The 22,731-nt window shown below is 49.1% G+C and carries 28 protein-coding genes; 9 read left to right on the top strand and 19 right to left on the bottom strand.

The window, feature by feature from the left end; genetic code table 11:
- Positions 1-382: 382 nt before the first annotated feature.
- The 19 genes from CI070_RS07645 to CI070_RS07555 all read right to left on the bottom strand — a co-directional run bounded on the left by CI070_RS07645 (position 383) and on the right by CI070_RS07555 (position 13,981).
- Complete coding sequence (locus CI070_RS07645; protein ID WP_094136441.1) at positions 383-1,627, bottom strand: 6-phosphofructokinase; 1,245 nt, start codon at positions 1,625-1,627, stop codon at positions 383-385.
- Positions 1,628-1,804: 177 nt separating this feature from the next.
- Entirely contained in the window at positions 1,805-2,716 is a 912-nt protein-coding gene (locus tag CI070_RS07640; protein WP_094136440.1) for a sialate O-acetylesterase, read from the bottom strand.
- A gap of 115 nt (positions 2,717-2,831) precedes the next feature.
- The gene (locus CI070_RS07635) at positions 2,832-3,932 is read right to left on the bottom strand and encodes a substrate-binding domain-containing protein (protein ID WP_094136439.1); all 1,101 of its coding nucleotides are present in this window, start codon (positions 3,930-3,932) and stop codon (positions 2,832-2,834) included.
- 299 nt (positions 3,933-4,231) lie between these two features.
- Positions 4,232-4,384: a hypothetical protein gene (locus CI070_RS13580; protein WP_179218394.1), complete on the bottom strand. Its 153-nt coding sequence runs from the start codon at positions 4,382-4,384 to the stop codon at positions 4,232-4,234.
- A 562-nt stretch (positions 4,385-4,946) separates the two neighbouring features.
- Positions 4,947-5,447, bottom strand: a complete 501-nt coding sequence (locus CI070_RS13125; RefSeq protein WP_143245619.1) for a hypothetical protein — start codon at positions 5,445-5,447, stop codon at positions 4,947-4,949.
- Between the two features lie 6 nt (positions 5,448-5,453).
- A complete protein-coding gene (locus CI070_RS07630) occupies positions 5,454-5,996 on the bottom strand; it encodes a hypothetical protein (protein WP_094136438.1) in 543 nt (180 codons plus the stop codon).
- 103 nt (positions 5,997-6,099) lie between these two features.
- Positions 6,100-6,702 (bottom strand): class I SAM-dependent methyltransferase, encoded by a 603-nt coding sequence (locus CI070_RS07625; protein WP_094136437.1) that lies wholly within the window; start codon positions 6,700-6,702, stop codon positions 6,100-6,102.
- On the bottom strand, positions 6,699-7,034 hold the full coding sequence (locus tag CI070_RS07620) for a hypothetical protein (RefSeq protein ID WP_143245618.1): 336 nt from the start codon (positions 7,032-7,034) through the stop codon (positions 6,699-6,701). Before CI070_RS07620 ends, CI070_RS07625 begins: the two co-directional genes overlap by 4 nt.
- Positions 7,035-7,161: 127 nt before the next feature.
- The gene (locus CI070_RS07615) at positions 7,162-7,569 is read right to left on the bottom strand and encodes a hypothetical protein (protein WP_094136435.1); all 408 of its coding nucleotides are present in this window, start codon (positions 7,567-7,569) and stop codon (positions 7,162-7,164) included.
- A 5-nt stretch (positions 7,570-7,574) separates the two neighbouring features.
- A complete protein-coding gene (locus CI070_RS07610) occupies positions 7,575-7,796 on the bottom strand; it encodes a hypothetical protein (protein WP_094136434.1) in 222 nt (73 codons plus the stop codon).
- Positions 7,797-8,295: 499 nt separating this feature from the next.
- Positions 8,296-8,691 (bottom strand): hypothetical protein, encoded by a 396-nt coding sequence (locus CI070_RS07600; protein ID WP_143245617.1) that lies wholly within the window; start codon positions 8,689-8,691, stop codon positions 8,296-8,298.
- Positions 8,688-9,446: a hypothetical protein gene (locus CI070_RS07595; RefSeq protein ID WP_094136431.1), complete on the bottom strand. Its 759-nt coding sequence runs from the start codon at positions 9,444-9,446 to the stop codon at positions 8,688-8,690. The genes CI070_RS07600 and CI070_RS07595 overlap by 4 nt, the downstream gene beginning before the upstream one ends.
- Positions 9,439-9,756 (bottom strand): hypothetical protein, encoded by a 318-nt coding sequence (locus tag CI070_RS07590; protein WP_094136430.1) that lies wholly within the window; start codon positions 9,754-9,756, stop codon positions 9,439-9,441. Before CI070_RS07590 ends, CI070_RS07595 begins: the two co-directional genes overlap by 8 nt.
- A gap of 311 nt (positions 9,757-10,067) precedes the next feature.
- On the bottom strand, positions 10,068-10,454 hold the full coding sequence (locus CI070_RS07580; protein WP_218824061.1) for a hypothetical protein: 387 nt from the start codon (positions 10,452-10,454) through the stop codon (positions 10,068-10,070).
- A 431-nt stretch (positions 10,455-10,885) separates the two neighbouring features.
- A complete protein-coding gene (locus CI070_RS07575; RefSeq protein WP_094136427.1) occupies positions 10,886-11,200 on the bottom strand; it encodes a hypothetical protein in 315 nt (104 codons plus the stop codon).
- Positions 11,197-11,520, bottom strand: a complete 324-nt coding sequence (locus CI070_RS07570; protein ID WP_094136426.1) for a hypothetical protein — start codon at positions 11,518-11,520, stop codon at positions 11,197-11,199. The genes CI070_RS07575 and CI070_RS07570 overlap by 4 nt, the downstream gene beginning before the upstream one ends.
- Positions 11,521-11,543: 23 nt before the next feature.
- The gene (locus tag CI070_RS07565; RefSeq protein ID WP_094136425.1) at positions 11,544-12,155 is read right to left on the bottom strand and encodes a hypothetical protein; all 612 of its coding nucleotides are present in this window, start codon (positions 12,153-12,155) and stop codon (positions 11,544-11,546) included.
- 186 nt (positions 12,156-12,341) lie between these two features.
- Positions 12,342-12,584 carry a hypothetical protein gene (locus CI070_RS07560; protein ID WP_094136424.1) on the bottom strand — a complete coding sequence of 81 codons (243 nt, stop codon included), beginning with the start codon at positions 12,582-12,584 and terminating at the stop codon, positions 12,342-12,344.
- An 80-nt stretch (positions 12,585-12,664) separates the two neighbouring features.
- Positions 12,665-13,981: a restriction endonuclease gene (locus tag CI070_RS07555; protein WP_179218393.1), complete on the bottom strand. Its 1,317-nt coding sequence runs from the start codon at positions 13,979-13,981 to the stop codon at positions 12,665-12,667.
- A 479-nt stretch (positions 13,982-14,460) separates the two neighbouring features.
- On the opposite strand from CI070_RS07555, the gene CI070_RS07550 reads away from it, so the two are divergent.
- The 9 genes from CI070_RS07550 to CI070_RS07510 all read left to right on the top strand — a co-directional run bounded on the left by CI070_RS07550 (position 14,461) and on the right by CI070_RS07510 (position 22,700).
- Positions 14,461-14,880 carry a hypothetical protein gene (locus CI070_RS07550; protein ID WP_143245613.1) on the top strand — a complete coding sequence of 140 codons (420 nt, stop codon included), beginning with the start codon at positions 14,461-14,463 and terminating at the stop codon, positions 14,878-14,880.
- Positions 14,881-14,909: 29 nt separating this feature from the next.
- Positions 14,910-15,374 (top strand): terminase small subunit, encoded by a 465-nt coding sequence (locus CI070_RS07545; protein WP_094136421.1) that lies wholly within the window; start codon positions 14,910-14,912, stop codon positions 15,372-15,374.
- 166 nt (positions 15,375-15,540) lie between these two features.
- Positions 15,541-16,965, top strand: coding sequence for a hypothetical protein (locus CI070_RS07540; RefSeq protein WP_143247153.1), 1,425 nt, complete (start codon positions 15,541-15,543; stop codon positions 16,963-16,965).
- A 5-nt stretch (positions 16,966-16,970) separates the two neighbouring features.
- Positions 16,971-17,261 (top strand): hypothetical protein, encoded by a 291-nt coding sequence (locus tag CI070_RS07535; protein WP_143245612.1) that lies wholly within the window; start codon positions 16,971-16,973, stop codon positions 17,259-17,261.
- 19 nt (positions 17,262-17,280) lie between these two features.
- The gene (locus CI070_RS07530) at positions 17,281-18,864 is read left to right on the top strand and encodes a portal protein (protein ID WP_094136418.1); all 1,584 of its coding nucleotides are present in this window, start codon (positions 17,281-17,283) and stop codon (positions 18,862-18,864) included.
- Positions 18,865-18,883: 19 nt separating this feature from the next.
- A complete protein-coding gene (locus CI070_RS07525; protein WP_094136417.1) occupies positions 18,884-19,174 on the top strand; it encodes a hypothetical protein in 291 nt (96 codons plus the stop codon).
- 15 nt (positions 19,175-19,189) lie between these two features.
- Positions 19,190-19,954 carry a hypothetical protein gene (locus tag CI070_RS07520; protein ID WP_094136416.1) on the top strand — a complete coding sequence of 255 codons (765 nt, stop codon included), beginning with the start codon at positions 19,190-19,192 and terminating at the stop codon, positions 19,952-19,954.
- Positions 19,955-20,060: 106 nt separating this feature from the next.
- Positions 20,061-20,543, top strand: a complete 483-nt coding sequence (locus CI070_RS07515; RefSeq protein WP_146018707.1) for a hypothetical protein — start codon at positions 20,061-20,063, stop codon at positions 20,541-20,543.
- Between the two features lie 27 nt (positions 20,544-20,570).
- Complete coding sequence (locus CI070_RS07510; protein WP_143245610.1) at positions 20,571-22,700, top strand: hypothetical protein; 2,130 nt, start codon at positions 20,571-20,573, stop codon at positions 22,698-22,700.
- The last annotated feature ends 31 nt before the right edge of the window (positions 22,701-22,731 follow it).

Here is a 22,731-nt window from a genome sequence, read left to right as displayed (position 1 = left end):
TCTATCCTTGCCTGCAAGATTTTTCGTTTACCTGTTCCTTCCCATTTGTTTTTGATATATTTGAAAAACATTGTTTCATAAGAAGATATGAGGGAAATCGGCTCCATTTCCATTCAGTAAAAAAGATGCGGTTTTCTATAAGCGGAGGATTCTGAAAAGATAAAACGCACGTTATGGATAAGAGAGAAAGACAGAAGGAGCCGTCAGAGAAGAAGCTGGTTTTTCCTGTTGATGAACGAAACTGCTATACCGGCTTTTCTTTCTCATCCCTTTCAGGAGACCGGGAAAGGGGAAGGGAGCCGACCGGATGTTTACCTGAAAAAGCGTGGGGCGGGCAACTCCGGCCGGGGTGATGAGGCAAAACGCTTTCCCGAAGAAACAGCTACTGCTGTCCCGGTTTCGCCAGCACTTTCCTGAGTTTCGCGAAGCGGGGCAGGGAACATTCCTTCCGCATGGCCGTCTCTCCCTGGATCAGAGGCAGAACATAGTCAATGAACGGCTGTTCCACGCCATTGCCGCGGGCGTTGATCCATTCGCGGGGGACAAGTTTTTCCACATTGGCCACTTCTCCCAGACCTATCAATTTAGTCTTGCAGGAATAAATGCCATTCTCCGTAACCCGTTCAAAAGCTACCATTTTATCCGTCTGGCCGGAAACGGCGGCTTCCACGGCGGCTGTTCCCGCCATATACGCTTCATCAATATCCGTCTTGGAGGCGACATGGGAAGCGCAGCGCTGGAGGAGTGAAAGTTCAATGCTTCTGACTTTGGCTCCGGTTTGCCGCTTGACGGATTCCGCAAGCATGGCTCCCAGGCCGCCCAGCTGCGTATGGCCGAAGACGTCCCTGTCTCCGGATTCCGCGACAAAGCGGCCGTCTGCATATTGCACGCCTTCCGAGACGGCGACCATGCAGCAGCCGTTCTGTCTGTAAATCCGGTCCACATCCTGCCAGAATTCCTCCATGCGGAAGGGAACTTCCGGCAGGTAAACCAAGTCAGGCCCAGCTCCCGCATACGTGGCCAGAGCTGCGGAGCCGGCCAGCCAGCCGGCGTGGCGGCCCATGATTTCCACGATGGTGACGCGTCCCTTGTCGTACACGCGGAGATCCTGATGAACTTCCATGCAGGAGGTCGCGATAAATTTGGCGGCAGAGCCGAAACCGGGGCAGTGGTCCGTGCCGTGAAGGTCATTGTCAATGGTCTTGGGGATTCCGATGACGCGGCATTCGTAACCGGACTGCTGCATGAATTTGGATATCTTGTTGCAGGTATCCATGGAATCGTTGCCCCCGTTGTAGAAAAAGTAGCGTACGTCGTATTTTCGGAAAATTTCCAGCAGACGGCGGTAATCCGTATCGTCCGCGGATGGGTCGGACATCTTGTAGCGGCAGGAACCCAGGGCCGAGGCCGGAGTATATTTGAGCAGCTCCAGTTCTTCGGAATCCTCCCGGGCCATGTCGAACAGGCGTTCCTTGAGCACTCCCTCAATCCCGTTGGCGGCTCCCAGCACGCGCGTGATCTGTTCGCTTTGCAGGGCGGCTTGAATGGCTCCCAGCGCGCTGGCATTAATGACGGCGGTGGGGCCTCCGGACTGGCCGATGATGCATGCTCCTTTCAATGGGTTCATGGGCAATAATGGATGAGAGAGTTCTGTTGAGTCCCCCCCCCTTTCAACAGCGTTGGAGGCAGGGAATGAAATGATAGTCAACCCTATCCGCAGCCCGGAGGGATGTCAAACATTATCGGTTTTCCGGATGGGGCTGCCAGGGCTGGAGAAAGTGAGGAAGAAAAAAGAGCGGTGGCATCAGTTTTTTTGTCTCCATATTTTTTCCAATGCGGAGGCAAAGCGTTCTCCCAGAGCCAGAACTCCATGCGTGCCCAGATGGATGGTATCCGTGGGATAGGGGGTGCGGAAGTCCATGCTGCGCAGCTGGAGATCGTCTGCGGGAACATAAACCGCATTGTTGACGGAGAGGGAAGTACGGGATTTTTCCGCTACATCCTTTTGTCCCTGCCGCACTTCTTCCCTGCCTGGAAAACGGGCCGGAGCGGGCACGGGAAGAACGCTGCCGTAGATAAAGGCCAGATCGGGGGCTTCCAGGTCTGCTCTGATGCGTTTAATCAGGTTGTTCAGGTTGGCGCCGTAAGACAGAGAGTTTTTGATGCCGGCAATGTCCCTTGCGTCTCCTTCTCCCTGTTGCCACACCATGGCTTTCAGGACAGGAGTATATCCCTGTTTTTTCAGGGCTTCCATTCCGTTGCGGACAGTACGGATCAGTTTGACGTATTCTTCCCCTTGCTTATCCTGAGAAGTTTGTCCAGGGTTCCATTGCAGGAAAAGGTTGCTTCCGCTCCGGGCGTGCTTGATGAGGACCCATTTTTTTTGCGGGAATTTTTTCTGCAACGCTGTTCCCAGGCTTAATTCCACGCCAAAACGGTCGGGGGATTCGGAGGCCGGGCTCAAGGGAACAAGCTGTTCTGCCGGTTCTACCCCTTTGAGGGAACCGGAATAGTACAGAAGAATCCGTTTATCCGTCTTGAAGCAGGGAGGAATGTTGTTGACGTACCCTTGCCCTGTGGCGTTTGACTGGCCGCCAATGAGGATAACGTTGATTTCATCCGCATGCAGGGAAGGCGCCAGAAAGACCGGCAGGGAACAAAGCAGCCATGAAAAGAGGAAAAAACGTGCAGAGCGTGGCAGTATGGAAACAATCATGGCGGGGATATTCCTGATACGTTTCCGGAAAGAAGATTCTGTCTTCTAAAGGAATTTTTCTTTGCCTGTTGCCAATATATTTTTCTGTTGATGCTTTCCTTTCCGGAAAAAGGTATTATACGGAAAGGACGTGCCGGGAAACGGATTGACCGGGGTATATTTCCGGAATGACGGAAATGCTCTTGATATTTTTCCCGGCTGTCAGGGAGCGGAGCATCCGTATGAGTTTGTGAACCGTTTTTGTCTGGTTCTCTTCATAATAGGTGATAGTGGGCAGCAGGCGTTCCATGAAGGGTTCGTACGTCAGGCTTACCAGGCTGAGCTGGTCCGGAATGCTCAGGGAGCGGGCTTCCACCCAGGAAAGGATAGGAACGACCTGATTGCCCCGCGTGGCTACCAGGGCGGACATATCCGGATGTTCTTTAAACGCTTTGGCAAGGTATTCAAAGAAGAGTGGCGTTTCAAACGGGGAGGGAACCAGGACGGGATTCCATCCCTGTTCCGCAAAACTGAAAAAGCCTTTTTGCATGAGCTGGTGGCCCTTCAATGGATCAGGAGGCAAGCACAGGCCTACTGTTCTGTGTCCCTTGTTCCAGAGGTGCTGCGCCGCATGATGCGTGGTGGCCGCCCAGTGGCGGTCCAGATAGGGCAGGTTGCTGCTCTGGTAGGAAGTGCCGCGCACAATGCAGGGAATGCGGTGCTTTTTGAACCAGAGCTGGGTTTGTTCCGAGGAACGGTGAAGTATCCAGCAGACGCATTCGGATTTGGTAACAAGCTTGGCAAGCCTCTTGTCCGGATTATTGCCTAAAATCCAGGGAGCTTCAAAAATGCGGACGCTGATGCCGTCTTCCTCCAGAATTTTGGAGATGGTGTATATCTCCGCCAATACGCTTTGAGCCAGCCTTTTCAGGGGCAGGGGCGTCAGAAAACCGAGAATTTCTCTTTTTTCCTGAACCGAATGGCAAAAGATGTTTTTAACCGTTTCTTCTTCCGTAGTTTTCAGGATGCGCCGCGGAACCTTGATGCGTGCGGGGGCAATCCATGCATCCCTTTCCAGAAGAGTGAGGGCCTTTCTGACAGTCTCCCTGCCTACGGATAACCTGTGTCCGAGTTCCCTTTCTCCGGGCAGGATATTGATCAGGCTGCCGCTGAGAATCATCTGTTTGATTTTATTGGCTACTGTTTCAACCAATGAAGATGCCGGCAACGAAGTCATACTCTTCTATATACGTATTGCATTGCGTGAATTCGAGCCAATTGTAGGGATTGCCTACCCCTCTAAATCCGAAACGAGTGCAGTATTGTTGTAAATTGTTGATTATATGATAATTATTTAACAATTTAGGCTCCTGGTCTTTTTTGATGAAGTGAAACAGGCGGATAATGTATATATGATATTTTATTATCAATGCATTACATGTATGCGCAATACAGTCGTCATTGGTTTGTGATTATTAGATAATATATTTAATATAAATACTTTATTGATTATTTTGTTGGATGGTCCATTTCTCATCATCCTTTTTTCATATTCCCCGGCAGGAAATGTGCACGTATCGGCATGGATGATTTTTCTCCCGTTTCCGGCACTAAATCTGCTTGATGAAAGTGAATACCATACCGGGCGCATCCTATGCGCTGACTTGCACGGCTGCGTGTACTGTCCATGCGCTTCTTAGCGACGCTGCCTCCCTGATTGTTCTGGAAACGGAAAATTCCGGACAATATATATTCATAGCTCCCACTGATACAATAGAGGTATCAGACGAACACGCCCTGGTGACACAGACTTTTTAAAAGTGGCCGTTCCGGGATCGTCTGGCTGTGGCGGCATAAGGTCGGGTGTAGATGGCGATCCGGAAAAGCCGACGGTGGCAAAAGCGGCATGAACCATTTCTTTTTCCTGATCATCCGCCATGAAGCGCAGTATCCATGATGCAATCCAGCCAAATACTGTTCGTCAACGGTTTTTCGACAATCGGCAGAGGAGCGGGAACGGAATTTTTCCACCAGATCATTGTCTGGCGTAAACCGGGCGCGGGCCCATCTCCTTCCGTCCTGGTATTACCGCGGGAAGTCTCTATGAGAAATGAAGCGTTACCGGCTGATCATAGAAAACCCTGGGAGCGTTCAGCTACCAGGGTTTATTAATTGGTACCGCCGGAAATTATATTATTGTTTACAATAAGTTATTTATGATTTATTTACACAATTTTTTACACAAATAATATTATAGTCTGCCTAGTAAACGGTGCATATTTTGATGGCGTATTTTGTCGCGGTGTTGGTAATGGACCATCCATTCCGGGCCGTAGGCTGATGCCAACGGAAGCAGGTCAGAAAGGTATCCTATGGCATGCTCTATCCAGAGTGTTTGACTGCCTATTTCCCATGCGAAAAAAACAAGGTTTGGTGTCCATATACAGAGGCCGTTAGTGGTAGTAGCTTTTTGCATATCTTTGTAGAGTAGTTTTTTAGGGGAAGTAGAAGAATTTGTTATTCGACAATATTCAGCGTAATAAGCTAATGTTTTTTTTCTAGCGTCATATTTCACTGATTTTGATTTTTGTTGATCGGCATCATTAACTTGTTCTTGTTCTATTTCTTCGGAACGGAAGGCTCCACATGCCGGCGTATCAGCTGGCATTTCATCAAACCAATGTCCGGATTGTGAGCTGATACAGCATCCGTCAAAATTGTCCCAATATAGGCATTCTTCACAGGTTTTCATGCGCTCTCATTCCCTTTCTTCTGCTTCACGCCACTTCGCTTCCATGTCGTTTTTATTTAGGCTATACAAATCCCAACTATCCCTCTGATTTGCTAATTTCCGTTGGAAACCATATCCGGGAATAAATTTTATTTGAATAGCCGGGGAATCAAAATCAGGGTTGCCTTTAGCCCCTATAAATGGCCGTTCCATTATTTTGCGACCGTTGAGCATCTTATATATCGCATCTGCCGCGTGTATCTCAAACGGTCTGTTTTCCTCAATGGGCTTGACCAGTTCGATTTCCGCGTAGGTAAGATGTACCGGTTTCCCTGTGTGAATATTGTATTCCTTCATTACAATACCGGGTTCTCCGTTTCTTTCATCTTCTGCTACATGGAATATCTGACCATCTTTAGCCCACAGGAATCCGCGTCCGTATAGTCGGGAACGCACAATATCTCCTTTGCGGTAACGTCGGCGGGGATCATATATCTTTTGTAGATGCTTTTCCTCTTCTTGTTCTTTGAGGTACTTTTTAAGTTGATATATCTTATATTCGGTATTCATGTTTTTTGAAGATGGCGCCGTTTTGGCGTTTTTTAAGGGTATAATTTATGATAATTATTTTATATTTAATGATTTATATAATGGCGCCGTTTTTGAGAGTAGTTTATAACCACTTGACCGTACACTTTTCGTAGCGGTCTTTAATCCAATGGAACCATGCGTAAGCCATAGCTCCCGCCTTGTAACGGGAGAAATCACCATTTTTCGCACAAATCCGCCGCTCTGAAAACACCCACACATCCGCGGGTGGGGTATCGTTAAATAACCTCTTCCGGCTCTGGCCCTCTAAAAATGACAATTTCAGCAACATCCAGACATTAGCCCCCGGCTTGACAACCTGTAGAGCCCTCTCGACGAATTCACGGGCTGTGGCATAGGGCGGATTGGTCATAATGTCCACGTCACCCATAGGTGCGCCGTCAAACTCCCAAAGAAAATCCTGAAGACAGGAATCAGGGCATCCCCGGTCAACAATATCGGTTGCGTACACTTCGTGCCCACGTTCACGCAGGACGTTGACGATATGACCAGCCCCACAGGCCGGTTCCCATACACGTTTCCGTAGTGGTGCGCCGGCATTGAGTAGATCCCTAACCATAGCCGGGTCTGTTGCATAGTAGTCTTCCCGTTGTCGTTCTTCGGAGGTGTGATTGGACGCGCCCAGCAAAGCTCCTAACGTCTTTTTATTGCCTGTCCAGTCCTTCATTCCCCCTCCTTCCCCTGTGCAAATGCCATCTTGTCGATCTGCGGTGAACCTGTCATCAGTTCGCTCAGGCAAACCAGTTTATACCCGGCATTCCTGACTGATTCGGAGCTGTTGATCAGATCCTCCATCTTCTTCCGGGTGCCGGCTCCAAGCAGTAGTGACTTACCCCAGCAATCCACAATCAGGGCATAAGCCGGAAATGCCGTTGTTTTCAATTTGGTAAACCTTGCCAGTCTCTTCCTCCATCTTCGGGACTGCCGGGATAACTCCACGGCTTCATCCAGAGACTTCGGCACGCGCTTTTCAATCTCATTCACGCGATTCCAAAGCATGGCCAGCAGGCACCGCTTGCGCAAGATGTAACTTTGCCGGACAACCGTCTTTGGTGCCGCCTTTGTCCTTCTTACGGACTTTTTCTTTTTTATCGTTCCAGACTTCATACTGGCATAAATTAAGCGTTTAATCCTCAGGCAACGGATATTCCGGAAACATGATTATTTCCCCTTCATCTATTTGTTTATTTAGGCACCTTGCTTCCTTTTCGAGTGCTTTTATTTGTTCACGGATTCTTAAAAACAGCTGAATAGCAACATTATTTTCCGCTTCTTGCGGCGAGATTCGGAAGGCAATCTGTTTGGCCCCTTTTCCTGATTTGTCCATGCCGTCCTTACGGATGTTGAAAGTGTAAAAAGCACTCCATTTCCCTGTGGTGGTAACAGCGAAGAAATTTTTCATATAATCGCAAACGACAATGCCAAAATCCCAATGTGCTTTTCCCTTCTTTTCGTAAGGCGATGATGAAGGCTCAACAAGGAAGCGTATCAGTTCGCCGGCTTTGATGTCGTCAAATTGTCTTGTCTTTTTCATGGGGATTATTCGATTTCTTCAAGGTTGTTTATGGCACCAGCTATATTTTCCAAGGCCTCCATCATGGAACAAACGGCATTTTCAGATTGTTCTATGCGGTTGGTCATATTTTCCGGGAGGTTGTCTTTATACTCTTCCTCTTCCTCCATGATCGTTTCCAGCGTTTCGTGAAGGTTTTGGAGGTTGTCATGCAGGTCTTCCAACTCTTTGCGGCGTTGTTTATTCATATTCTTTCTTGTTAATTGTTAATCGTTTTTACTGTTCTTAAAAGTCGTCTGTTAGCTTCCAGTCCGGACAATAATTATTTAAGCTTTCAGGAGTGTTAAACAATCCGTATGTGTAGCAAAAAAAATCTCCTTCATTGTTAATGCAATTTCTGCAACACGGCTTGAAAACAAATTCCTTTTCATTCTTTTTTGTTTGAGGGAGTTTTTTCTTAGAAACAGAAAAAAGCTTTTTGATGGATAAGAGAATGTTAATCATTGCTGGCCTCCTTTCCGGCAATGATAGCCCTTAATTCATCAAATACCCGCAGGCGTGTATGATTCCTTGTCGTGCAAATAAGATGTTGCGCCCATCGGGCATGCCGTTTGGTAGGGTACTCTACGCAAAAGCGGGCTATGAGTCCCTTGTGGCGTACAATTGCAGAGAGAACGCGGTATTTTCCGTCTTTGGTTCTGGCGCACGGGCAAACTTGCTGAACGATAACGTGAGGGTTCCTTTTCATTATTCATCCCCCCCTTTCTGTTTAAGTTCCCACGGCCATTGATCCACGTCATCCGGCGTGGCTATTTCCACATCTCCACGGCAGTTTTCTAGATATAGTTTCCCTCTGTCAGTATCTTTGCCGATGACGGTTAAAATATCGTCCTCAAAATCCAGTTTGAGATTGTCTCCCTGATGTACCCTTAGGAAAGGCGGGAATTTGGAAACAAGTTTTTTCCAGTTCTTCCATGCTCTAAGTTCATCTTCTTCTGGATCGCCTTTGGGTAAGAGCCAGTATTCATTTACTTCTGTCGCCAGTCCACATTCGCACAGTATTTGACATACTTCTATTTCATCTATGTCTTTTGTAACAAACTTGGGCATTTCCCCGCACAGCGGACATAAAAGCTTTTTCATTTAATATCTCCGTTAATTGTTAAAACCCTGAACTTAATCACCCATACCCACGGATTCATTTTAGCTGATCCGGTTCCTTTAATTTTATCCCACAGGGAAAAGTAAGACATCCGGGCAAAAGCCAATCCATTGGATTTCCCTGAATAATCCTTCCATAAGTGGGCATCAGTTATTTCGTCGTGCCAGACGCTTTCAATGCCCTCCATTTGGGCATCCTGCGGTGTAATGTCTAACAGCCGCTCAATTCTTACTTCCGTCACTTCCAGTAAAATCCGGGCGGCCCGACGCGGCATGTGAATACTGGGTTTCCATGGTGACGCATCCGAGCCATCTTTGTTAATTTTGATGCATCCGTCGTCGTCCAAGACATTTACATAACCTTGTTGAGTGGCGGCGTAGCAATATTTCCCGGTGGGCTGGAATTGATCATTGTACACCTCGAAAAAAGTTTCTTTCACCCACAGTCGATCACCCGCTTTCCCATAGGGGCATCTTACCCACGGATCAAATATATCCGGGAATTCCCCGTCTTCGTCGTTGGAGACAGCCAGCCACAAGCCGGGTTCGACTTCGATGAATTCCTGAATCTCCCAGCTTTTTTCTTCCAGAAATTTCGGGAAATCATTAAACCGGTGCAGGCCGTGCGTGGTGCGCGTCTGGTTCTTGTACTGGCCGGGCATGCTGTATTCCTGCAATAGCGCGCGGATCATGTCCCCGCCGAACAGGGCGGGCCGTTCTTTCACATTGTTATTCATAGTTAGAAAGTTGTGGTTTTGTTTTATAATTCATAATGGCTGTAATAGTGGTTTCTCCGGAAGGGGTGAGGGTGTGGTAAGTGTTGTATGGCCAGATAGTTTTTCTGTGGCGGATAATGAGATTTTTTTTAAGAAGATTAGAAATATTCCTTTGAATGCTCTTAAAATTCAGGTGCAGAGAATCCGCTATTTGCTGGGTGGTGTTTACTCCAATGGCTATAGCGGCCAATGTAATAGTTTCTCCGTGAGTAAGAATAGGGTTGGTATTGATATTTCTTGTGATGGTTAAGTAGGCTTGAAAAATGTTCATTGTACACGGTATTAAATGTTGAAAATGAATGATAAAAATTGTATCGCCGCGAGGACGTAAACACTACAGCACAATATCCAGAACCAGAGCGGCCAGTAACCTCCCTGAAACAGGGCTTTTTCCATAGAATTTAATTCCTGTCTGGCTTCTCCGGGGGACATGGTGACGGAGGTTCCTTTGACAGCATGCCGTTTTCGGATGCCGAATTTGACAGCGACGCGGCAACAGCTTCTAACGCCGTCGTCAAAAATCCACAGGCGGCTCAAGCGAAGTTTGCAGGGGTGTATGTAGTATCTCATTTTCCCAGTTGTTTAGTGCGGGTTTATTTCGTTAAAAAATTGTTTAAGTTCTTCGGGGGTAACGGGAACGTCCGTTTCCTGAGGGGGAGGGATGGCAAGGTTACGTTGTGGCGGCGGCGTGTTGGCCGGGGAGATTTTTGGTTTCCAGCGCGTGTCTTTCGCCCATAATTCCGCCTTGGTAAGCACGTCAATGATGTCTTCGTAGAATTTAAGCCGGGAGGCCGGACAGTAGTATTTATTGTTGTGGCTGTCTCTGGTCTGGCCGCGTTTGTAATATCCGTTATAGTAAGCTTTTAATAGTTGCCAGTCCCGCTCTCCGCATGTGATCGTTTGCTGGTAAGCCTGTATGGCGGCGGCGTATTCTTTTTGGTTGAGGTCTTTGTTTTGCCAAGCATCCATAACGCAGGTATTCCGCAGAAAGGCCCAGAATGCGAGCGGTGGCGTTTTGTTTTCCGATTTCACGGAGTGAGGCGGGGAACTGTTGTTTTCCGGACGGGGGGAAGGTTGCACGCCGGTATTGTTAGCCAGAGTTTGACGCTTTTTATTAAGTATGGCTTGTTTGTCGTGGGGATAGCCGTAAATATGCAGGTCTTCCCCGACCATATTCCAAAGGGTGGATTTTTTTCGGAGAGTGGCAGGATCTACGTTCAGCGTTTTCCGAATTTCAGCAGGTTTCCAAGATGCGAAATTTTTAATGATTCCGTTGTTTTCCTGACTGGTGCAATATTGCAAAAGGGTTATCCAGATTCCGCGCTGGGATAGCCGCGCAGACTTAAATTCCCGGCTCTGGGTGTGATGATGCTGAACGGGCGAGTAGTTCACAGGGCAGGTCAGTTAATAGCTGATTCCGTGATGGTAGCGTCCAGATAGCACGCCAGAATAAACAGCAAGTCTTTACCGCGCTGGGTAAGATGAACACTGCCGTCTGTTTGCTGTGCAATTCCCACATTGATCAGATGGGCAAAAAGCATACTGCCAAAAACAGGGTCTTCCTGATGCACTTCGGAATCCGCGAGGGAAGCGTAGTGCGTCAGTTGCTCCAATGTATGAACAAGACGTTTCCGGAGTTCCGTTTCCGGCAAGGAAAGCAGGTGCCGGCTGTATTTGGTGTCCAGATTGAGGATAAGGCGTTGATTTGCATTCATAATTCCTCTGATTCATGGATTATTTTTTTGATGTAAGAACGGCTCCAGAAGCGTTTTCCGCGCTGGTCGTAAGAGTTGTTTTTAACAAGGCGGGAACATTGAGGATGACGTTTGCGCTGGTTGTAAAGCCATTGCTTGGAACACCCGAATTCATGGGTGATTTGATCCGTAGAAATATAGTCATCCGGCGTTGTCACCGGGGCAGGGGAAGGGTTGGCGGCTGTGGAACGGAAGATGCTGGCCGCGCCAATAACGGCGAACCTGTCCCAGAGTTTTTCTGCGACGAGGTCTGCCAAGGCGTTGAGTTCTTCCGGAGTCACGGTTAGAATTGAATTGTTCAGGATTATTGGTTACCCTCCTCGGCATGTGGGATTTGCTGACAAGGCTTGACTGGTCCAGACTTGACTGGATTAACATTGTGGGAAATACCATTTCCGGGCTTCTCGTCGTCGTAGGAACCGCTCTCATTGCCATTTTCAGAAAGCAGCTCTGGAAAACGCTTGTACGCCTTGGCAAGTTCTGCCGTCACACTGCGATTGTCTTTCGCCGCAAACTCCACTTCCTTCTGCGCATCCGCCACCACATATCCTATTTGCGCCGCCTCATCCCTAAGCATCGCAAGCTCCTTGCTGATTTCAGGAAAGCTACGCTCCAACTGGAACAATTGCTTCTCCAACACTCCCAGAAAAGCGCGCGCCTCACAGAGCCTCAACTCCAACTCCTTCCAAGAATGGTTGGATATAGTGAGACTATTGATCTTTACTATTTCGCGAAAAATCTTCAATGGAATTTGGACTATGCCGAGGTTATTGCTACACAGCTTGAAGATGCCGGTCTCATCTATTGCAGCCGTTCCATGGCTGGAACTGAATGCAGCATTACCAACAGAGGCAGAGAACTTCTCATCAACCTTGGCATTCTCACTCAAAGGGGGATTGCTGAAAATTGACTTCATACTGCGAGCTTATTTGTGAATCATAATAAATTGAAGGTTACTAAAACCTGTGACTATTTTTTTATGGCTCGTTCTAGATTTAACTGATATTCTAGGTTACTAAAACCTTGTTCGATAAAAAAACAAATTTGTGCGCTTTTTGAGCGGTGTTCTTTTTCAGCTAACGCTTTAAGTTTGAAAAAAATATCATTGTTTAGTTTTACGGTAATCGATTTTTTTTCCTGACCGGGCATTTCTGATTTCTTCTGCGATTTGTTCATAGTCTTCTGCGGTTAATTCAATGTTACGGACGGCTTGTTCAACAAGGATTTCAAGCAGACGAGACATGCTGATACCTTCACGCTCAGCCAAACGTTTAACTTGGTAGTAGCGTTCGCGGGAGATGTATACAGCAAGGCTTCGCTTTCTTGGATCGTGTTGGTTTGGCATCTGTGGTTACTATAACCTATAATCCTCTATCGTCAATTCAGTTTTTGTAAAAAGATGATTTTAGAATATTTTTTCTGATTTTAGAAATCCAGCCAGGGGCGGTTGATCGTCTTCATGGGAATGAATGGGTGGTCAAGGGCGTAGTTATTAATAGTCTCCTCATTGATGAGTTTGACGGTATTGACGTCAATGAGTTGCAGATGGGCAAACCCTTCCTTTTCCGCGTCTTCCGGTTTGTAAAAACGTCTGTAATTTTGACCGTCTATATAGCTGACGATGTGGTCATAAAACTGCTGGCCGGGCTGCATGTAGCTTTTTTCCCCTTGAAAGAGGAATGCTTTGACCAGAGGGGCAGTATTAGCACTTTGCTTAGTGAGTTGGATATGGTTATCCCCACAGGCTTGATATGCGGCTTTGCTGAGCCAGGGGGTGTAATAGAGTTCCCATGTGTGGGAGAGGCCATGGATGGGGGAGTCAAACGCATTTTCCCAGTCATGCTGTATGTGACGAAGGTATTTTTGGATTTGATAGATTTGAATGTCCTCATTAAAGCATTTGCATTGGATGAGGCGTGTTTGGTCATCTTGCAGGGCCACGAGATCTACGCCTTTGTCTTTTTCGCCGGCATAGGCGCCGCGGTAGAAGACGATATGCCCCTTTGTCTCCATCAGATAGCCTATATAGCGTTCATAGGCCAGTCCCTGTTCTGCTTTTGGGTCTGGGGGATCCGGGGCAGGATTGGCTGGTGTTTGCGGCGCGGGAGAGCCAATGGTTGGCTTCTGTTCGTGGCTTCTCCCCTGATTTCTGATTCTTTCCAGCTGTTCCTTCTCCAGACGCTCCTGTTCCGCTCTTCTTTTCTGCTCCGCTTCTTTTTTCTTCCTTTCCTGTTCAGCTCTCCTTCTCTGTTCTTCCCACCACAGGGGATTTTGGGGAGAGGGGATAACGGGGGGAACAGGCTGCGCGGGGGATGGCGGCGTTTCCGGTTTGAACCAGTTGCGAATGAGGTAAATCAAGGCGAGGGAGCCAATGACGATACAGGTTGTTTTTATGGCGATAGTTTCATTGGCAATGCGAAGCTCATCCCTTTCCTTTTGTTTTTTGATGGCGTATTGTCTGCGTTTTTCCCGGAAGGCTTCCGGGCAGTAGATTTTTTCCCCCTTGGCGGTAATATAAAAGCCGTCCCAGTCAACATCGTCCGGGCCAATGTTGTGGAGATTTTTCTCTCCTCCGTCTTTATCCGTTTGAGTTGCCGGCTGATGACTTGGGGCTTCATAAGCTGCTGAATACTGGGACTTCTTCACGCGTTCGCCTATGGCGTCCTGCCAAGCCGCTCTGGCCGTGTCAGCAGCGCAAGGGAGGGAGAGGAAGGCAAGGGAAATGATGATGAAACGAAGCATGCAGAACAGGAAGGTACGATGATGCGCAGATTTTGTCAAACAGGGCATCTTTGCAATTCCGCCAATCAGCTTCCAGAAAGAGTATGACAAAATATTTTCCCTTTTCAGGTTGGCAGGAGTGAAGGCCCCTGAGGGGGCTTTGCGAGCGCCAAGCAGACATGGAAGCGGGCAAGGCGCGGCGATAGTTTTTGCGCGGTTTTCCAATGGATTTCCGCAAGGTTTCTGACGGATTTCTTCATGCTGTGTTTTTGCTGTGTATTGCCGTTGAGATTGTTATGATTTTCGGCATGCTCCGATATCAGGATTTATCCATTTATTCTTTCCAATAAGAGATCTTTTAGACGTTTGTAACGTGGTTGGCTCATCTCGCGCCAACCGGATTTGATGCTCTCTCTCCTGTTTTTTTTGAATGATTCCAGAGCTGGAACCATTATTTGGGGACTATTTTTTTCTTGCCGTCCTATGCTAAGGAGTTCCGCATGGAAATGTTGTTGCGAGCATTACGCGGTTTTTTCAGGCGTGTTCATTTATCCGCGCTGAATCAGGGTCAATTAACGGTCATGGTTGCTTTGGCTGACCGGGAACAAACATGCATGGAGGTTGCGTTAGAAACGGGTTTTGACCGGGAATATACGAGGCAGGTTCTCCAACGCCTGAGGCATCAGGGTGATGTTGTTTTGAGGCCTTACCGGTCTTCCGGTCATGGTCAGGTGGAATATATTTATACTTTGACAGAAAAAGGGTCTGATACTTTGCAACGGTGTTTCGGAGAGTTTGATGGACTGGTGGCTTGCCTTGCCCGGAAGGAGAATGTTGAAGCCTTGAGGAATGCCGGGGGGACGCAAGAAGAAGAGAATACCAAGCCAAAAAAGAGTGAGGCTTTGCAAGATTTGATATAAGTTGTTGTAATGTAATTGATTGTTAGGAAATGTTAAGTGAGCGTGACCATATTTTTTGCGAGAAAGTGGCCTCCGGATTGATGGCGTATCAGGCTTATATTGAGGCAGGTTTTTGTTGCACCAGCAACGAATCCGCGCAGGCGGCGGCTTCCCGGAAGATGAAAGAGCCGGGAATCAAGGAAGAAATCAGAAAAATCCGTGAGCGTCTTTGTGATGAAAATTGCCTGACGCTGAAGGAAAAGAGGCTCAAGCTCGCGGAAATTGCGCGAGGAAAAGCGTTGTTTTCCGGTGATGAATTTTTATTTGAAGTGCCTCCTTCCCATGCGGAGCGGATGAAGGCGATTGATTTGGATAACAAGATGACGGGTGATTATGCTCCGGAAAAGCAGGATGTGAGCATTCAAGGGCTGTTCTTTGAAGATTTGTTTGAATATGGAGAGGGGAGAGAAACAGTATCAGGAGGTTCTGAACTTTTGGAAGAGCAGGTTGAATAACCGGCTTTGGCGGCTGGAACATCTGTATTGGATCAAGAATGTTGACGGCATTGTTATTCCTTTCCGGCCAAATGAAGTACAGCGGAAGTTTCTTGAAAGGCAACATGGCCGCAACGCTATTTTGAAGGCTCGCCAGTTGGGCCTTTCTACGCTGGTAGGCGTGTTGATGGCTGATTTTGTATTTTGGAATGAGAATAAGACTGCGGCAATTATTGATTGGCGACTGCCGGAGGGTCAGAAAAAACTTCTGGGAGTGCGGTTTCAATGGGAGCATCTGGATTATGTGCCGGAAGGGGCTGAGCGTGAACGGCGCATTATTGCGTGGCTGATGCGCGAGAAGAAGAGGCGTTTGGGAACGGTCAAGAAGGATGGGTCTATTGTGCCGGTGACAGCTACAGCTAATAAGCTGGCGTTCCGGAACGGGTCTGTTATTTACACTGACAATACATTCCGTGGAGGCACAACACAGTTCATGCACGTTTCCGAACTGGCCAAAATGGCCAAGCGGTTCCCGGACAGGGCAAGGGAAGTGGTGAACGGCGGGTTTGAGTCCGTGCCGACTAACGGAACAATCATTGTAGAAAGCACGCACGAAGGCGGCAGGAGCGGCGTGAATTACAATTTGATGAAGACTGCCATGTCAAAACGGGGGAAGCCTCTTCTCCCGGTGGATTGGCGGTTTTTCTTTTTCCCGTGGTACGAAGAAAGCCGTTACCAGCTGGACGTGCCGGAAGGGTATGTATTCAGGGATGAAACCATTGAATATTTCACCCGGATGAAAGAGGTTTATGGCGTGGATGTGCCGGAATCCGCGCGGTTGTGGTGGGAATGGAAGAACGGGCAGTCTGATTTTAACATGGGGGAAGAGTACCCTACTGTGCCGGATGAGGCTTTTGACGCGATTGGGGACGATGCTATTTATTGCGCTCAATTCCGGAAGCTGCGCCGCGATAACCGTATTGGGTGCCGGTTTGTGGTGCATTCCTATGCTCCTGTTTATTGCACCTGGGATATTGGCGTTGCTGACCACATGGCAACGGTGTTTTTCCAGAAGGTGGGAGGGGAAACCCGCATTATTGGCGGGATTCAGGCCAAGAAGTCATGCGTGCTGGATATGCTGGCAAGGGTCAGGGATTTTGAGCAGACGCATGGGTTTAAGGTGTTTCGCCATTTGCTTCCCCATGACGGCGGGCATCATTCCACTAATGACCGAAAGACGAATCAACAGACTTTGGAAGAAAACGGATGCCGGGATGTCAGGCTGGTTCCGAAGACGGGAAGCGTCTGGCTGTCCATTGGCGAAGTGCGTTCTTTTCTCCCTTCCACGGTTTGGCATGAACGATGCGGCGAAAGAATTGAGGATGGCAGTGAGGAAGGGCTTCCGGGATTGCTGGATTGCATGGAAAATTACCATGTGGATCAGAACGGGAAGATTGATCATGATGATTGTTCCCATTTTGCAGACGCTTTCCGGATGTTTATTGAGGCCGCCTGCCACGGTTTGATTGAGGGGTTTGAAAGTTCCATCGTCGGCATGGAATGCCTGGGAACCGCGTCCTGTTACGATGCCGGAGTTGCGGATATGCCCTGATAAGGGTGGGACATTTTGCGGTGGGTGTATCATCAGCAGGATGCTTTTTGCGGCATTTCTTTTGCATAATGCCGCGTATGGGAAAGATTTTTAGTCCAAAAGCGGCTCCGATTCCTCAGCAGAAAGAGGTGGTCAAGGAACCGGAAATCATTGATACGAGCGAAACGGCGGAAAATACCGTTAAGGCCCGCGCCCGAAAGCGTTATGGATTTGATAAAACTTTCACGGCAAAAGGGAATGGCAGTTCTGTTTTTGGTCAGTCTTCCGGAGCCAGTTACCGGAAGACGCTGGGTTAATCAGTTCAGGGTGTGAGTTATGAACGGGGAAGAAGTCATTTCGCTATATAACAATTTAGAGAGGGAAAAGCAGGATGCGGCAAGCTGGGCCTCAGAATTGAAGAAGTTTGTTTATCCTTTTTCCCCTACCGGGTTGCCCAGCAGTTTTTCCTTTCTGGGCGTCGGTTTGAAAAACCTGCATGATTCCACGGCTGTACGGGCCAATCAACGGCTTGCGGCGGCGCATCAGAGTTTTTTGAGCGATCCCGGAAAGCTCTGGTTCAGTTTTGAGCCTTCCGCCGCTCTTGGTTCAGCGGTGCAAAAGAGCGGCCCGGTGAAGAAGTGGCTGAGAGATTGCGCGGAAAGAACGTATCAGGCATTGGCTGAAAGCAATTTTTATACGGTCAATCATCAGGCGTTGCTGGACAGATGCGGGTTTGGCACGGGGAGTTATTACGGCGGCATCAGCAATGAAAACAGGCTGATGTTTGCCTATGTCCCTTTTGATTCATTCGTGTTCTCAGAAGATGAACAGGGCATGCCGAATTTATTGATACGCAAGTTTGAATGGAATGCCGTCCAGGCGGCCCGCTGGCTTGGCGGCGCGGGGAAGCTGAACCAGCCAATGAAGGATGCCTATAGGGACGAAACAGAGCGCATCAAAAAGAAATTTACCATTCTCCATGCCGTAGGGAGAAAGGAAAATTATGATCCATTAACAGAGAAGGAATATTTTTCTTTTTACGTAGAGAAGGGGAACAAGGACATTCTGGAAGAGGGCGGGTTTGACGAATTCCCTTACATGGTTTCCCGTTTTTTGAAATGGGTTGGTCCGTGGGGATTGGCCCCGGCCCGGCTGTGCTGGTCTAATATCCTGTCTTTGCAGTACAGCCGGAGGATTACCCGGACGCTGGGAGAACTGAAGGCTTTTCCCCGTCTTAAGATTTCGAAAGATCTTGTGGGCCGCGTGAGTTTGAGGCCGGGCGGCCAGACTGTCGTCAGTCAATCGGATGCTGTTTTACCGGCTGAGTGGGGTACGGTGGGCGATTATCGGGAAGTGATGAATGAAATGGAAATGGATCGTCAGGAAGTGCGGTCTGCTTTTTATCTGGATATGCTGGATTTGTTCGGCGCACAAACAGGCCAAATGACTGCAACGGAGGTGAACGCCCGGCTGGAAGAAAGGCTGTTGGCGTTCAGCCCTACGTTCTGCCAGCACCTGAATGATTTTCGGCCTATGATGCTGAGGATTTTCCGTCTGATGCTGGATGCCCGGCTGTTTGATACGAATGTGCCTTCTGAATTGATGAGGCCTAACGGGAAGGGAGGGCAGGAATTTAATCCCAAGGCTTTGCCTGATGTCGTTTACAATTCCAAGTTTGCCCAACTAATGAAGCAGGTTCAGCTTTCCGGGCTTGTCGGGTCTCAGGATACTATTGCCAATATGGCCAAGTTTGACCCCGGCGTGATTGCCCGGTTTGATTTTGATTTTGCGGCTCAGGAAGTTGTGCGCGGCATGGGCGTGCCGGAAAGTTTTATCAGGAACGATAAGGAAAAGATGGAGGCTTTGCAGGAAATGCAGGAGAGGATGATGATGGTGCAACCTCCTGCCGGAGAGGGATAACAATTAACAGTTTTTGATAATGAATGATCCTTTTGAGTTCGACGAAGAAGAGGAATTAGAAAAGCAGAAGAAGCTGTTGAGTGATGCTTTCGGTAAGCTGGACAGGGCTTCCATGAAGGCTTTGGAAGAGTGGTTCCGTGGGGAATTCGGCATTCATCAGGCGGCTTTCCGCGTTTTTAACGGTGAATGGAATCCGCTGGATGCGATGAGACAAGACGCATTCCGGCTAGTCTGGAACAGTATGGTCGTGAGCTGGAAGAAAGTCCACGAACCGGGCAATACGGAAGAAGTATCATATTTTAACGATTAACAATCAATTTTTTCTATGAGTGAAAAACAAGAAAACAATAATGATGTGGCTGTGACTGTACAGCCGGTTTTGGGAAATGACGGTCATTCCAATGCGCCTTCAACACAGGGACCCGGTGCGCCTTCGCCTTCGACTCCCTCCGGCGGCATTTCCTCCCCTCCGGTTCAGGGAACCGGCGATTTAATGCCTCCTGCCGGTGGCGATGCTTTTCCGGATTTGGCGGATTACGCTACCGGGCTGTTTGAGGGGGTGGAGCCTGAGAGTCTGGATTACAAGCTTTTTGAACGCGCTCGCGTGGCGGCTCATAAGGCGGGGATTCCTCAGGATGCCCTGTCTTCCGTGATGGGTGATGTCCGGACGTTCATCAATGAGACGGAAGCGCAGATTGAACAGGCGCGGATAGATGCCAGTAATGAGCAGTTAAAGCAGTTACAGCAGACTTACGGAAGCAAGTTTCAGTCTGTGATGGAGGCCTGCAATAATACGCTCAGCAATTTAGCCGTAGAGTTCGGAGTAGATGCCAGCGTGTTCAATCTTCCGGAAATCCGGAATAATCCAGAGGTGGTGAAGTTTTTTTACGGCCTTTCCCAACGGATGAAAGAAGCCGGGTTTGCCCATGTAAACCAAATGGCTTCCATTGCTACTGCGGAACAGGAGCTTGAATCCATTTACAACGGCACGCATGAGTTGAGCAAGGCTTATATGGACAGCACGCATCCGGATTGGAAGAGGGCGCAGACGCGCGTGAATGAGCTGACCCGGATGACGATGCAGGGGTAATTTCATTTAACAGTTAATAGTTTTTATTGGTATGGCGACGGGCGCGACAGGGTTTCAGGGGTTCATGCGCGATCATGCGAAGGAGTTTTCCTTGTTTGGCAATGGCGTGAGTTTGGCCGGTGGGGCCTTGTCCGCCCTGAACCAGTATCAGGCCGGGAAAGCTCAGAAAGCGGCAGGACTGGCAACGGCGGATAATATGCGGCGGGCGGCTCAAGGAGCGTATGATTCCGCGCTGGCGGATGAATATTTGCAAAGGATGAACCAGAATGCTGACGCGAGCACGGCGCGGGCGGCTCAGGCGGCATCCGGTTTCATGTCCACCGGAACCGGCAATATGAATGAATTAACGCTGATGAAGCAGTATGAGCATGGCATTGCTCAGGCGGCTACTCAGCGGGAGAACCAGCGCAGGAGTGCGCTGTATCAGGCTGATTTGGCAGAGTGGCAGGCGAGACAGGCCGCGCGGGCCTCCAAGCGCGGGGCTTTGGGGACGATTTTAGGGGCAGTAGCCGGAACGGCTCTTTCTTTAACCGGTTTCGGCATGGCGGCAGTTCCGGCCATGAAGGCCGGGCAGGTGTTGAGCAGGTAACGACGAATAGTTAATCAGAAGAGAGTTATGAAAGTTGGTCTGATGGGAGATAACGGGTTCCGGGCTGGGCATGTGAATGGGAATGCGGCCGCGGCTCCGGCGCTTGCTACAGCCGAAGTATTTGGACAGGCGGCTAAAATTGGGCGGGCGGTGGATGATTTGGGGCAGGATTTGATGCACAAGGAGAATGTTTTGCGGGATGATGAGAGTTTCCGGATGGGACTCACTAACGCCCGCGGATTGATTGCCTCCGCTGAACAGGATATTGACAATGGAGCGGATTGGGAAGAAACGCTTGCCAAGAAGCGCGAGTTGGTGGATGAACCGGAGTTTATGACTCCGGATGCGGCTGTACGTTACCGCGCCGCCATTGAGGATTTGTTTCAGCGCGGGGGGGAGGCGTTGCAGGATAGACAGCGGAGAGCGAGCGCGAAGAGGGCCAGGGCGGCTTTTTCCGCAGATTGGGCCGCCGCCGTGGAAAGCGGAGATATGGAACGCGTTCAATCCGTGCTGAATTCCGGGGTGGGCGTGTATGTGGACGGCATGAAGGCATCAAGGATGCTGGCTTCCGCAAAGAAACAGATTGGCGCGTTAAAGGCGGCCAAGGATTTTGACGAGAATCCCGACCAGTTGGCGGCGGATTTGATTGACGGGAAATATCAGGGCGTTTTGTCCAATACGGCTATTGCCTCTTATGGCCGTTTGTTGCAGGGGCAGTCCGGGGTTCCTACGACTGTCAGCTTGTATGATGTTACCGGCATGCCGCTGGGAGAAGGGGGCCGGAAGCTTTATGACCGTGTTTTGCTGGATGAACCGTTTGAGGATGCTGGAGAGGGCGGGGGAATGGTTGAAAGAGAAGGAGTTCATGAGCAGGCCGGGAGTGTTGCCAATGGTTTTTCCTCTTCCGGCGGAATCAAGAAAAAGAAGCCGGAGTTCCGTAGCGGCGTGGCTGATCCGGTGGTGGATTTAATGAGGATCAGGGCGGCTGAGGGACAGTTGCCGACAACGGAAGAGATTGGAGTAACCAGCATGAATGAGGTGTTGGCGGCGGATGTGAGCGGACTGGTGAAGGATGGCGGCGTGGGGTCTCCGTCGTATATGATGTATCTGGGAGAGTTGAAGCGGAGGTGGAAGGAACATGGAGTAAGTAATGATTTTCAGGAGGCTATGGAATCTACGCTGGAGAACAGGATTGCGGCGATGACTGCTTTGGATGGAGAGCGCATTGTTTTCGATGCTGATGAAGTGATTAAGGCGATGGAAGGCATGGGAGAATTTGTAAGCGCGGAGACTTTTAATGCCCAGAAGTGGCATCGTAAAAAATTGCAGGAGTTTGAGATTGATAAGGCATCCGGAACTGGGGAATGGGCCGGAAAGACCGGGCGGAAGGTGAAAGCTGAGGAAAAGGAGAAGTTGGCCCGCCGGGAGAGCTATTTGAAGCTGGATGTGGAACAGTGCCATAAGGAAGCGGAAATTCAGAATAAACGGAATGCGATGGAGATGCGGCGGTGGGCGGTCGAGTGGCAGGCGTTGCATCCCAAAGAGAGGAATACGGTGAAGTTTTTACAGGCGATGCAGAATAAAATGAGGCATTTGACCGGACGCGATGCCTCCACGCTGGATTTGATGCGCATGGAGCATAAGAGGAATATGGAACAGGGGCAGGGAGAGAGGGGGGTAGCTTTTCCAGCTCCATTTGCTCAGGATGCGTCCATGCTGACGGATGAAAAACGTATGGAAAATGCTCAAAATGCATTGGCTGATTTGAGGAAGAAGGCTCTTGCCTTGCCAAAACCGGATGAAAGTCTGAGCGTGAGGACGAAGGCAATGAATATTCCCGTAGCGGATGTGCGGGATGCTCATGTGAAAGAGGTATGGAATGATGAGTGTTTTATTGTCGGAGAAGATCATCTGTCACGCTATCCGCAGTTGAGGGAACAGTATGTGCCGGATGTGAGTTTTGAGCTTGCGGATGGCCGGATTTATCGTCCGCAGAAGGTTGCCGTGGTGCCGGGCCGCGCGTTTGGTTTTTCCCGGAGGGCCGCTATTGCGTTGCGGCTGGTTCCCGGGTGCAGGTTCAAGGCGGCAGTCCGGTTTGATTTTCCGGATGCGGAAAGAGCGAAACATGAGGGGAGAGGGAAACTGTTCTCCAAATAATTTTATGAATACTAACTATTGAGAAAGAAAT

Origin of the sequence: Akkermansia muciniphila (assembly GCF_900184965.1) — a bacterium.
GTDB lineage: Bacteria > Verrucomicrobiota > Verrucomicrobiia > Verrucomicrobiales > Akkermansiaceae > Akkermansia > Akkermansia muciniphila_A.
Note: the sequence above shows the minus strand (reverse complement) of the source record. Positions and strands in the feature narration are given on the sequence as shown.

What these genes read in the sequence shown, in the direction of transcription:
- CI070_RS07590 (WP_094136430.1), bottom strand. Translation starts at nt 9,756, where the DNA reads ATGAACATTTTTCAAGCCTACTTAACCATCACAAGAAATATCAATACC.
- CI070_RS07530 (WP_094136418.1), top strand. Translation starts at nt 17,281, where the DNA reads ATGAACGGGGAAGAAGTCATTTCGCTATATAACAATTTAGAGAGGGAA.
- CI070_RS07540 (WP_143247153.1), top strand. Translation starts at nt 15,541, where the DNA reads ATGGCTGATTTTGTATTTTGGAATGAGAATAAGACTGCGGCAATTATT.
- CI070_RS13125 (WP_143245619.1), bottom strand. Translation starts at nt 5,447, where the DNA reads ATGAAAACCTGTGAAGAATGCCTATATTGGGACAATTTTGACGGATGC.
- CI070_RS07520 (WP_094136416.1), top strand. Translation starts at nt 19,190, where the DNA reads ATGAGTGAAAAACAAGAAAACAATAATGATGTGGCTGTGACTGTACAG.
- CI070_RS07525 (WP_094136417.1), top strand. Translation starts at nt 18,884, where the DNA reads ATGAATGATCCTTTTGAGTTCGACGAAGAAGAGGAATTAGAAAAGCAG.
- CI070_RS07630 (WP_094136438.1), bottom strand. Translation starts at nt 5,996, where the DNA reads ATGAATACCGAATATAAGATATATCAACTTAAAAAGTACCTCAAAGAA.
- CI070_RS07620 (WP_143245618.1), bottom strand. Translation starts at nt 7,034, where the DNA reads ATGCTTTGGAATCGCGTGAATGAGATTGAAAAGCGCGTGCCGAAGTCT.
- CI070_RS07640 (WP_094136440.1), bottom strand. Translation starts at nt 2,716, where the DNA reads ATGATTGTTTCCATACTGCCACGCTCTGCACGTTTTTTCCTCTTTTCA.
- CI070_RS07615 (WP_094136435.1), bottom strand. Translation starts at nt 7,569, where the DNA reads ATGAAAAAGACAAGACAATTTGACGACATCAAAGCCGGCGAACTGATA.
- CI070_RS13580 (WP_179218394.1), bottom strand. Translation starts at nt 4,384, where the DNA reads ATGGACAGTACACGCAGCCGTGCAAGTCAGCGCATAGGATGCGCCCGG.
- CI070_RS07575 (WP_094136427.1), bottom strand. Translation starts at nt 11,200, where the DNA reads ATGAATGCAAATCAACGCCTTATCCTCAATCTGGACACCAAATACAGC.
- CI070_RS07580 (WP_218824061.1), bottom strand. Translation starts at nt 10,454, where the DNA reads ATGGATGCTTGGCAAAACAAAGACCTCAACCAAAAAGAATACGCCGCC.
- CI070_RS07555 (WP_179218393.1), bottom strand. Translation starts at nt 13,981, where the DNA reads ATGCTTCGTTTCATCATCATTTCCCTTGCCTTCCTCTCCCTCCCTTGC.
- CI070_RS07635 (WP_094136439.1), bottom strand. Translation starts at nt 3,932, where the DNA reads ATGACTTCGTTGCCGGCATCTTCATTGGTTGAAACAGTAGCCAATAAA.
- CI070_RS07625 (WP_094136437.1), bottom strand. Translation starts at nt 6,702, where the DNA reads ATGAAGGACTGGACAGGCAATAAAAAGACGTTAGGAGCTTTGCTGGGC.
- CI070_RS07560 (WP_094136424.1), bottom strand. Translation starts at nt 12,584, where the DNA reads ATGCCAAACCAACACGATCCAAGAAAGCGAAGCCTTGCTGTATACATC.
- CI070_RS07565 (WP_094136425.1), bottom strand. Translation starts at nt 12,155, where the DNA reads ATGAAGTCAATTTTCAGCAATCCCCCTTTGAGTGAGAATGCCAAGGTT.
- CI070_RS07595 (WP_094136431.1), bottom strand. Translation starts at nt 9,446, where the DNA reads ATGAATAACAATGTGAAAGAACGGCCCGCCCTGTTCGGCGGGGACATG.
- CI070_RS07550 (WP_143245613.1), top strand. Translation starts at nt 14,461, where the DNA reads ATGGAAATGTTGTTGCGAGCATTACGCGGTTTTTTCAGGCGTGTTCAT.
- CI070_RS07600 (WP_143245617.1), bottom strand. Translation starts at nt 8,691, where the DNA reads ATGAAAAAGCTTTTATGTCCGCTGTGCGGGGAAATGCCCAAGTTTGTT.
- CI070_RS07545 (WP_094136421.1), top strand. Translation starts at nt 14,910, where the DNA reads ATGTTAAGTGAGCGTGACCATATTTTTTGCGAGAAAGTGGCCTCCGGA.
- CI070_RS07610 (WP_094136434.1), bottom strand. Translation starts at nt 7,796, where the DNA reads ATGAATAAACAACGCCGCAAAGAGTTGGAAGACCTGCATGACAACCTC.
- CI070_RS07645 (WP_094136441.1), bottom strand. Translation starts at nt 1,627, where the DNA reads ATGAACCCATTGAAAGGAGCATGCATCATCGGCCAGTCCGGAGGCCCC.
- CI070_RS07510 (WP_143245610.1), top strand. Translation starts at nt 20,571, where the DNA reads ATGAAAGTTGGTCTGATGGGAGATAACGGGTTCCGGGCTGGGCATGTG.